The following is a 7,750-nucleotide window of genomic DNA, read 5'->3' as shown; positions in this document are numbered from 1 at the left end:
CGCCCCGGCAGGCCGACGGCAGCCTGCCCGTGCTGCCGCAGCTGCGCCTGGCGCCGACCAGCGGCCTCATCGACAAGGGCGTCGACGTCGGGCTTCCGTTCACCGGAAGTGCACCGGATCTCGGAGCGTTCGAGCGTTGACGAAGGAAGGTGGCTCAGAATCCGGAGTCCACCTCATCTGAAGGAGTCATCGGCATGCCCGTTTTCAGCCCGGCGCAGTTCGTGAGCGAGGTCAACCCGGTCGAAGGCTCTTCAGAGCCGAACCAGACGCTGTGGATCAGCGAAGCCGGCGCACTCACGCAGTTCGGTGCCTTCATCGAAGTCCTGCAACCGGGTTGCAGGTCGTCCATCAAGCACTGGCACAGCGCCGAGGACGAAATGGTCTACGTCCTCGCCGGCGAGATCACGGTGGTCGAAGGCAGCACCGAGACGGCCATGCGTGTCGGCGACGCGGCCACCTTCAAGGCCGGCGTCGCCATCGGGCACTACCTGGAGAACAGGAGTTCCAGTCCGACGCGGTGCCTGGTCGTGGGAACGCGAGCCCCCGTCGATCGAATCACCTACCCGGACCACGATCGGGTCTGTCTGCGTGATCGCTCGCTGCCGGACGACATCTGGACCGATGCCGCAGGTCAGCCTGCCGAATCGAGGCTCGCGCTGGTGAACGCCGGATAGGACGCCGGCTTGTAGTTGTTGAGGTTGCCGAGGAAATTGTCGTCACGCAGCGGGATGCTGGCCGAGCCGTAGTCGAAGGCATCCAGCTTCGCGCGCATCTGGGCGTTGCTCAGGCCGTCGCCCCAGAGCACCTGCCAGCTGACGATGTTGGGCGTGACGAACCGGCCGTAGCCGTTCTCGGCGACCTCGCCCGACTTGGCGAAGCGCATCGCGTGCGTCAGCGCACCATCCTTGTGGTAGACGATCTTCAGGTGGCCGTCCTGCTGGTCCAGCGTGCCGATCTCCTGGTTGTAGAGCTTGCCGTGCGCGCTGTAGCCGCCGTGGGTGACCACGCCGTTCTTCGTCCAGACGGCAGCGTGCTCCCAGTCATGCCGGTGGCCGCCGCCCAGCGCGCTGATCTGGTCCTTCAGGAAGTACAGCGCGTAGAAGTGCCCGCAATAGATGTCGCCGCCGCTGCGGACGCAGGCGTGGCGGTGCAGCGTGTTGGACGTGTCCAGGAAGTTGCCGGGCCGGCAGCCGCCGGTGATGCTGCCGGACGGCTTGAGCCCGCCGTTCTGCTGGCCCTGCCGGCTGATGCCGGCGCTGGGCAGGCAGCCGTCGGTATCGAAATCGAACACCGGGTAGCTCGCGCGGATGTCGACGTTGGCGGGCAGCGCCGCGTCCAGGCGGTAGAAGTCGTCCGCCATGGCGGTGGCGGCGAGCAGCAGGCCGAGGGTCGCAGTGCAGGCAGTTCGAATCATGGTGCAGGGCCGGGGAAGTGGAGGGGCTTCCATGCTGGCCGGCAACTGTGTCGTCGACATGACGCGACCCGTGGCGACCCGCGCTAGAAGCCCATGCGCTTCAGGTCGAACGGCAGGAAGGCCTGGCCGCTGCGGTTCTTCACGCTCGGCAACTGCGCGACGCGCTCGCGCCATTGCAGCAGGGCGCTGTGTTCTGCTGGCACCCCGAGCCCGGCGGCGTCGGCGAACATCAATCCGGCGAACAGCGTGATGTCGGCCATCGAGAAGGCGTCGCCGGCCAGGAAGTCCTGGTCGGCCAGCACGTCGTTGAAGTACTTCATGCCGGCCTTGGCTTTCTCGGCTTCACGCTGGCCCATCTCGGCGCGGCCCTGCCATTCGGGGCTCTTGAAGGCCTGCAGCGCATCACCCAGTCCCGGCGTGGCGTGGTGGAAGTACAGCCCGACCGGGTCCAGCACATAGGCCTCGGCGCGCCGCTGCATCATGTGGATCAATGCCTTCTCGCGCGGCGTGCGGCCGGTCAATGTCGGCTTGCCGTCGAGGTTGTCGAGGTATTCGGTGATGGCGGTGGACTCGGAGATGAACGTGCCGTCGTCGAGTTCGAGCACCGGCAGCACGCCCGACGGGTTCTTCGCGAGGAAGTCCGGCTGCTTGTGCTCGGCGCCGATCAGGTCGACCGGAACGAACTCGAACTGCGCGTCGAGCCCTTTCTCCGCCAGGACGATGCGGATGCGGGCGGGGTTGGGAAAGCCGGGGCGGTCATGGATCTTCATGGGGAGGTTTCAAATCAGGTTGATTGACTACCTATCGATCGATAGGTAAGCGGCGGACTGTAGGTGGAGTGATGCTCGTTGTCAATCTGATCTACTGATAGGTAATGTGATAAAGTGAGCCCATGAGCACAGACCCGCGCACGGACACCCGAGAGAGCATCCTGCAGGCGGCCCGCCTGGTGGTGCAGGCGCACGGCTACAACGTGCTGAGCTTTCGCGAGCTGGCGAAGGAGGTCGGCATCAAGAGCGCCAGCGTGCATTACCACTTCCCGACCAAGGGCGACCTGGCGGCCGCGCTGGCGAGCCGGTATGTCGACGAGGCGGTTGCGTTCCTCGACGAGCTGCGCGCCTCGTCCGCGGACCACGGGCAGCGGATGGAGGCCTACACCGCGATCTTCCGCAGGGCGCTGGAGAACGACAACCGCATGTGCCTGTGCGGGATCCTGTCGGCCGAGTACCGCGACCTGCCGGATGCCGTGCGCGTGGAGGTGGATCGGTTCACCTCGGTGAACACGCGCTGGCTGGCCGAGGTGCTGGCCGAGCGGCATCCGCGGAAGAACCCGCTGGACTTGACGTCCCGGGCGCTCGCGATCTTCGCGGCCATCGAAGGCGCCCAGCTGGTCGCCCGGGGGCGCGGCGACGTGAAGGTCTTCGACGAGATCGTGTCGGCCTACGCCGCGGCGGGGCTGTTCGACTGAGCTGGTGTTCGGTCGTTGATCGAAAGGTCGTCAACGGGTAGCGTTACCCAACCTGACTTCCAGCTGATCCCACGGGATGTCGCAGCGCTCGTGTTGTTCCGGCCAGTCTCGGGGATCCACCAGGAGGTCCTCGGGCGAACCCACATGCAGTGGACGACCGGATGATTGGCTGCTGAGCACGTATCCGCTCTTTGGCGCTCTGACGAGCGTGAGCATGGACAGCGGCTTGAATCTGCTGGTCAGCGGATCTTGTCCGTCGAGGCCCAGCGTCTGGCTCTCATGGTCGTAGACGGCGAGCACGTTGTCCGAGGCACTGCGGAGCATGTAGATCAGTCCGCCGTGCTCCGGCTCCTGAAAGCGTTTGGCCTCGGCGAACTCATACCGTTCTTCGATCACCTTGGAACTTGCCAGGTCGTCGCGCAACAGGGGCCGGTGGTCCGTCAGCGATCGAGTCCACAGGACGCTCGACGTGACGGCGTAGAGCGCACAGATCGGGACGGCCAATCCGATGACCCACCGCGATGCGGAGCTGTACAACCCGAGGTCGACGGAGAGTGCCTTTCCAAGGGCCCAGCCGATGACGAGCCAGATGACGACAACGCTCAGCAGGCTGGCCGCCCACAAGACAAAGGCGTTCTCGGCACCATGCTTCCAACGGGTCGCAGCCGAAGGCAACCTGACCAGCAGGCTTTCAATCGCCGCACGCTCCTCCACGGTGGCTTCGCGCAGGAGAGTCTGGTCCTGCATCGGCAGGTCCGTCATGACAGCGAGGGCTCCCGGTCGCGCTCGGGCTGCACACCCAGCGGCAACACGGACAGCGTGACGCCGTCCAGCGTGAGCACCAGGCCCAACTGCCCGCCCACCTGCACGACGCTGCAGGCGGTCGCGGGCGATGTCGATGCAGCTTCGACGGCCATGGCAGGCATCCCCATCGACGCGTTGACCGGCGGCTGGCGCAGCAGCGCCCACAGCGTGTGCGGATCGCGCAGCTGCAGCGACTGCAGGTACACCCGGAAGACGGCCTCTTCGCCCGCGGCCGGTTCGGGGCGAGGCCGCGATTCCGCTGCGCGACCCGCTTGCCGCAGCCGCAACAGCGCCCGCCGCAACTGCTGTCGGCTGCCGGGTTCGGACCTGCCGCCGGCCCGCGCGATCTCGGCGTGGTCGATCTCGAACACCTCGTGCAGCAGCACCGCGGCGCCGTCTGCCGGCGTCAGATGGGCCGCGAGCAGGCGCAGGGCCTGGGCCGCCTCTTCCGCCAGCGCCGCATCCATCTCGGCCGAAGGCGAGGATGAGGACGAGGCCGTGTCGCCGGCGTTCATCTCCGCCTCCAGCCAGTGCTGCATCCATTGGCGCCGGCGCAGGCGGTCGATCGCCAGGTTGCGCACCACGGTGAGCAGCCAGGCCTGGGCGGCGTTGAGCGCTTCGGTGTCGGCCTCCAGCGCACGGACGTAGGCGTCCTGCACGGCATCCTCGGCGTCCGCCGGGCCCAGCAGGCGGGTGGCTGCGCGCACCAGCCGACGGTGGTCGGCATCGATCAGGGCTTGCTTGCGTTCGTCGTGCATCGGCGCAGCTTGCCACAGCCCGGCCACGGGTCGGTGTCACGCCAGCCTCGCCTCGTTCGTCAAGGCAGTTCAACCACGAGGATCCCACGATGGAAACCCCTGACACCGTGTCGCCCTCCGGCGCCACCGAGCCCCGCACCTCCTACCTGGAGGAGAAGGCCTTCAAGGCCCGCACGCTGCTGATCTTCGGCACCGTCACCGACGTGACGGCCGCGGACGTGACGCGCCGGCTCATCGCACTCGACGCGGAAAGCGCCGACCCCATCGACGTGCTGGTGAGCTCGCCCGGGGGCCACCTGGAGTCGGGTGATGCGATCCACGACATCGTGCGCTTCATCGCCGCGCCGGTGAACATGATCGGCACCGGCTGGGTCGGCAGCGCCGCCACCCACCTGTACCTGGCGGTGCCGCGCGCGCGGCGCTACTGCCTGCCCAACACGCGCTTCCTGATCCACCAGCCCAGCGGCGGCGCCGGCGGGCGGGCCAGCGACATCGCCATCCAGGCCCTCGAGATCGTCAAGGCGCGCGAGCGCATCGCACGCACGATCGCGCGCGAGACCGGCAAGTCGCTGGAGGTGGTGCTGGCCGACATCGAGCGCGACCGCTGGCTGTCGGCCGAAGAAGCGGTCGAGTACGGGCTGGTGTCGCGGGTCATCGAGCGCAAGAGCGAGCTCCGCCGCGAGCTCAATCGATTGTGACCTTCGCCTCCTTCACGAGCTTCGCGAACTTGTCGGTCTCGTTCCTGATCTGCAGGGCATCGAACCCGCCGACCCGGGTTTCTTCAGCGTGCTGGCCGCGGGCGTTCGTGGAGTTCGTGACCCTCGCGCTGGCACATCCGAAGGGCGCGGCGAAGGCCTGACCTGCCGGCGCGGGCGCAAGAACCTGTAGGATCATTCGACCCCATGAAACACACCTCGACACTTGCCACGCTGCTGGCGCTTCTTGCTTCGGCTTGTTCGTTGGTCGATGACCGCGTGTCGGCCGCCATCGGCGCGGCCGCCCGAGGCCCGCAAGCGCAGGAGGTCCGCATCGCGGCCGTCACGGATTTCGAGTGGGAGAAGTTGTACCTGTTCGGCCCGTACGCGCCGCGCGCGCACATCTGCGCGGTGCTGGGCGTCGAGCCCCGGCAGTGCGAACGCGTCGTTCCCTTCGAGTCCGTCGACGACGGCGTCATGAGCCTGGCCTTCGTCTCCGGCACGCAGGTGGTCCGCTACGTCAGGCACAGTCGATTGAACGGCGACTTCACGCCGGAGCTGAAGCGGCAGCCGATCCCGGCTTCCGAGGCGGTCTTCCAGGTGGTGCCATCAGGCACCGCGCAGGACGGCCGGCCCTGGATCAAGCTGGTGCTGAAGGAAGGCTGAAGACCCGCCTGCATGCGGCGCGAGCCGACCGCCGCCTGACGCTCAGCGCCGTGCCTCGATCATCTTCCAGCCGTTCCCCGACGGATCGCGGAAGCCCGCATCCACCGTGCCATAGCGGTCGATCGGCTCCTGCGTGAACTCGACACCGCGGGCCTGCATCCGCGCATGGGCAGCGCGGCAATCGTCCACCTTCAGCACCAGCGGCGGCATGCCGCCCTTGGCCACGATCGCGCGCAGCGCCTGCGCGGTCTCGGCGTCGAGCACCGGCGGCCCCGGCACGCTCAGGCCGAGCTGGAACGACGGCTGGTCCGGGTGCTGCACCGTCAGCCAGCGGTAGTCGCCGTTGCGCACGTCGGTGTGGACGCGAAAGCCGAGCTTGTCGACGTAGAACGCGAGCGCTTCATCCTGGTCTCGCACGTACAGTCCGACCACTTCAATGCCTTGGATCATGGAATCTCCTTGTCGTGAGATTCATTTATAGCGTCGGCCTCGCGGCGGCGCTTCTCCGAAACTGCGATCGTCAGGTCGGGCCGGTGCGCGGCACTCAGCACGCACGCCGGCACGCGGCCCGGCTCCTGCACCGCTGCCCGCGCGCGGGCCCGCAGCGTGCTCGGGCTCTCGCCGGTGATGTCGCGGAAGGTGCGCCCGAAGGTGCCCAGGCTCTCCCAGCCCGTCTCGAACGCGATCTCGGTGATCGGCAGCTCGGTCTCGCGCAGCAGCGCCGTCGCGCGCTCGATGCGCCGCGTCAGCAGGTAGCGGTGCGGCGGCGTGCCGAAGGCCTGCTTGAACGAACGCGCGAAATGCGCCTCGGAGACATCGCTCACGCCGGCCAGCCGCTGCACCGGCCAGGCTTCGTGCGAGGCGGCATCCATGCGGTCCTTCGCGCGCAGCAGCCGCCGCAGCAGCTCGGGATCCTGGGGCGGGAGCGGGAGGTCACTCATGGGGCGGCATTGTGCCGCCCGCTGCCACCCGCCAGCGACTGGCGGCTCAGGGCGCGACCCACACGTCCGGCTCATGGCCGACGGCCACGCCGTTGTGCATCACGAAGCGGGGGAACTCGCCGAAGAAGCCGTGGAACAGGTTGCGGCCGATGCCGTGCGCGGTGCGCTGGAGTTCCTCGGCGACCTCGCCTGCGAACAGCCGGTTGGTGTGCCGGTGCCACAGCGTGATCCAGCGCAGGAAATGCTCAGGGTGCACGCCGTCGAGCACCATGTGCTTGCTGTAGACGTTGCCGCGGAAGGTTCGCGTGCCCAGCATCACGGTGCTCCAGAACTCGACCAGCCGATCGAGGTGCACGCTCCAGTCGTCGCCGATCACCTTGTTGAACACCGGTGCGAGCAGGTCGTCGCTCCGCACATCGCCATAGAAGTCGTGCACCAGCGTCTCGATGCCGGCTCGGTCCAATGCCCGGGCTGTCACGTGTTCACTCATGCTGGGGAAGCTCCTTGTCGTCCGCCAAGCTCTCGCCGCGGGCCTTCGTCCGTTCGCGCACCTGGGCCTTGAAGGCGGGCATCGCGCCGTCGTTGAAGACCAGCAGCGCGACGACCGACAGGACGAACGCGGACAACAGGATGGCGACGGTGCTCATGGGGTGGGGAAGTTCGTTTCAGCCGTCCTGCCCGTCGACGCGTGGCGAGCACAGCCAGGGGAGGTAGAGACTGAGGTAGAGCGTGAAGGCGGCGATCCAGGCGGCGCCGGCGATCAGCAAGGCTGGCCCATAGGCTGCGGGCCACAGCAGCGGCACGCCGACGCGCAGCACGGTCGCCAGCATCACCAGCCCGTAGGCGACGGCCTCGAGCCGGGTCGGCTCCAGCGGCCGGCCGGTGTGGCCGCGCGCGGTGCGGGTGATCATGCCGATCACCAGGCCGCCGGTGGCACCGACCGCCAGCGCGTGGACGGCCGGCGACACGGCGCTGCCGAACGCCAGGGCTGCGGCGAGCAAGGC

Annotated in this window: 13 protein-coding genes; 4 read left to right on the top strand and 9 right to left on the bottom strand. The window is 67.9% G+C overall.

The window, feature by feature from the left end; all coding sequences use genetic code 11:
• Nucleotides 1-221: 221 nt before the first annotated feature.
• Nucleotides 222-674 (top strand): cupin domain-containing protein, encoded by a 453-nt coding sequence (locus AC1D1T_RS27860; RefSeq protein ID WP_477992891.1) that lies wholly within the window; start codon nt 222-224, stop codon nt 672-674.
• On the opposite strand, the gene AC1D1T_RS27855 is transcribed toward AC1D1T_RS27860, so the two are convergent.
• Both AC1D1T_RS27855 and AC1D1T_RS27850 read right to left on the bottom strand, forming a co-directional pair.
• Complete coding sequence (locus AC1D1T_RS27855; protein WP_465112273.1) at nt 632-1,414, bottom strand: NPP1 family protein; 783 nt, start codon at nt 1,412-1,414, stop codon at nt 632-634. The two genes, AC1D1T_RS27860 and AC1D1T_RS27855, sit on opposite strands and share 43 nt — an antisense overlap.
• A gap of 83 nt (nt 1,415-1,497) precedes the next feature.
• A complete protein-coding gene (locus AC1D1T_RS27850) occupies nt 1,498-2,184 on the bottom strand; it encodes a glutathione S-transferase family protein (RefSeq protein ID WP_477826465.1) in 687 nt (228 codons plus the stop codon).
• A gap of 122 nt (nt 2,185-2,306) precedes the next feature.
• Between AC1D1T_RS27850 and AC1D1T_RS27845 the strand changes: the two genes are divergently transcribed.
• A complete protein-coding gene (locus AC1D1T_RS27845) occupies nt 2,307-2,882 on the top strand; it encodes a TetR/AcrR family transcriptional regulator (RefSeq protein ID WP_477826464.1) in 576 nt (191 codons plus the stop codon).
• 30 nt (nt 2,883-2,912) lie between these two features.
• Here AC1D1T_RS27845 and AC1D1T_RS27840 read toward each other — a convergent pair whose 3' ends face one another.
• On the bottom strand, nt 2,913-3,644 hold the full coding sequence (locus AC1D1T_RS27840) for a hypothetical protein (RefSeq protein ID WP_477826463.1): 732 nt from the start codon (nt 3,642-3,644) through the stop codon (nt 2,913-2,915).
• Nucleotides 3,641-4,444, bottom strand: a complete 804-nt coding sequence (locus AC1D1T_RS27835) for a sigma-70 family RNA polymerase sigma factor (RefSeq protein WP_477826462.1) — start codon at nt 4,442-4,444, stop codon at nt 3,641-3,643. Before AC1D1T_RS27835 ends, AC1D1T_RS27840 begins: the two co-directional genes overlap by 4 nt.
• Before the next feature lie 89 nt (nt 4,445-4,533).
• Between AC1D1T_RS27835 and AC1D1T_RS27830 the strand changes: the two genes are divergently transcribed.
• Nucleotides 4,534-5,142, top strand: a complete 609-nt coding sequence (locus tag AC1D1T_RS27830) for an ATP-dependent Clp protease proteolytic subunit (protein ID WP_477826461.1) — start codon at nt 4,534-4,536, stop codon at nt 5,140-5,142.
• Nucleotides 5,143-5,346: 204 nt separating this feature from the next.
• Entirely contained in the window at nt 5,347-5,805 is a 459-nt protein-coding gene (locus AC1D1T_RS27825; protein ID WP_477826460.1) for a hypothetical protein, read from the top strand.
• A 42-nt stretch (nt 5,806-5,847) separates the two neighbouring features.
• Here the strand turns inward: AC1D1T_RS27825 and AC1D1T_RS27820 are convergent, their stop codons facing one another.
• The 5 genes from AC1D1T_RS27820 to AC1D1T_RS27800 form a co-directional block, all read right to left on the bottom strand.
• Nucleotides 5,848-6,255, bottom strand: coding sequence for a VOC family protein (locus AC1D1T_RS27820; RefSeq protein ID WP_477826459.1), 408 nt, complete (start codon nt 6,253-6,255; stop codon nt 5,848-5,850).
• The gene (locus tag AC1D1T_RS27815; protein ID WP_047502444.1) at nt 6,252-6,746 is read right to left on the bottom strand and encodes a helix-turn-helix domain-containing protein; all 495 of its coding nucleotides are present in this window, start codon (nt 6,744-6,746) and stop codon (nt 6,252-6,254) included. Before AC1D1T_RS27815 ends, AC1D1T_RS27820 begins: the two co-directional genes overlap by 4 nt.
• 46 nt (nt 6,747-6,792) lie before the next feature.
• Nucleotides 6,793-7,236, bottom strand: a complete 444-nt coding sequence (locus tag AC1D1T_RS27810) for a group III truncated hemoglobin (RefSeq protein WP_477826458.1) — start codon at nt 7,234-7,236, stop codon at nt 6,793-6,795.
• Complete coding sequence (locus AC1D1T_RS27805; protein WP_477826457.1) at nt 7,229-7,393, bottom strand: hypothetical protein; 165 nt, start codon at nt 7,391-7,393, stop codon at nt 7,229-7,231. Before AC1D1T_RS27805 ends, AC1D1T_RS27810 begins: the two co-directional genes overlap by 8 nt.
• An 18-nt stretch (nt 7,394-7,411) precedes the next feature.
• On the bottom strand, nt 7,412-7,750 hold a 339-nt coding region (locus tag AC1D1T_RS27800; RefSeq protein ID WP_477992890.1), incomplete at its 5' end, for an NnrS family protein.

The organism is Rhizobacter sp. P2_H3, assembly GCF_056403355.1.
Note: the sequence above shows the minus strand (reverse complement) of the source record. Positions and strands in the feature narration are given on the sequence as shown.

Excerpts from the sequence above, each read along its gene's own strand:
- AC1D1T_RS27855 (WP_465112273.1), bottom strand. The coding sequence starts at position 1,414 with ATGATTCGAACTGCCTGCACTGCGACCCTCGGCCTGCTGCTCGCCGCC.
- AC1D1T_RS27850 (WP_477826465.1), bottom strand. The coding sequence starts at position 2,184 with ATGAAGATCCATGACCGCCCCGGCTTTCCCAACCCCGCCCGCATCCGC.
- AC1D1T_RS27845 (WP_477826464.1), top strand. The coding sequence starts at position 2,307 with ATGAGCACAGACCCGCGCACGGACACCCGAGAGAGCATCCTGCAGGCG.
- AC1D1T_RS27840 (WP_477826463.1), bottom strand. The coding sequence starts at position 3,644 with ATGACGGACCTGCCGATGCAGGACCAGACTCTCCTGCGCGAAGCCACC.
- AC1D1T_RS27835 (WP_477826462.1), bottom strand. The coding sequence starts at position 4,444 with ATGCACGACGAACGCAAGCAAGCCCTGATCGATGCCGACCACCGTCGG.
- AC1D1T_RS27830 (WP_477826461.1), top strand. The coding sequence starts at position 4,534 with ATGGAAACCCCTGACACCGTGTCGCCCTCCGGCGCCACCGAGCCCCGC.
- AC1D1T_RS27825 (WP_477826460.1), top strand. The coding sequence starts at position 5,347 with ATGAAACACACCTCGACACTTGCCACGCTGCTGGCGCTTCTTGCTTCG.
- AC1D1T_RS27820 (WP_477826459.1), bottom strand. The coding sequence starts at position 6,255 with ATGATCCAAGGCATTGAAGTGGTCGGACTGTACGTGCGAGACCAGGAT.
- AC1D1T_RS27815 (WP_047502444.1), bottom strand. The coding sequence starts at position 6,746 with ATGAGTGACCTCCCGCTCCCGCCCCAGGATCCCGAGCTGCTGCGGCGG.
- AC1D1T_RS27810 (WP_477826458.1), bottom strand. The coding sequence starts at position 7,236 with ATGAGTGAACACGTGACAGCCCGGGCATTGGACCGAGCCGGCATCGAG.
- AC1D1T_RS27805 (WP_477826457.1), bottom strand. The coding sequence starts at position 7,393 with ATGAGCACCGTCGCCATCCTGTTGTCCGCGTTCGTCCTGTCGGTCGTC.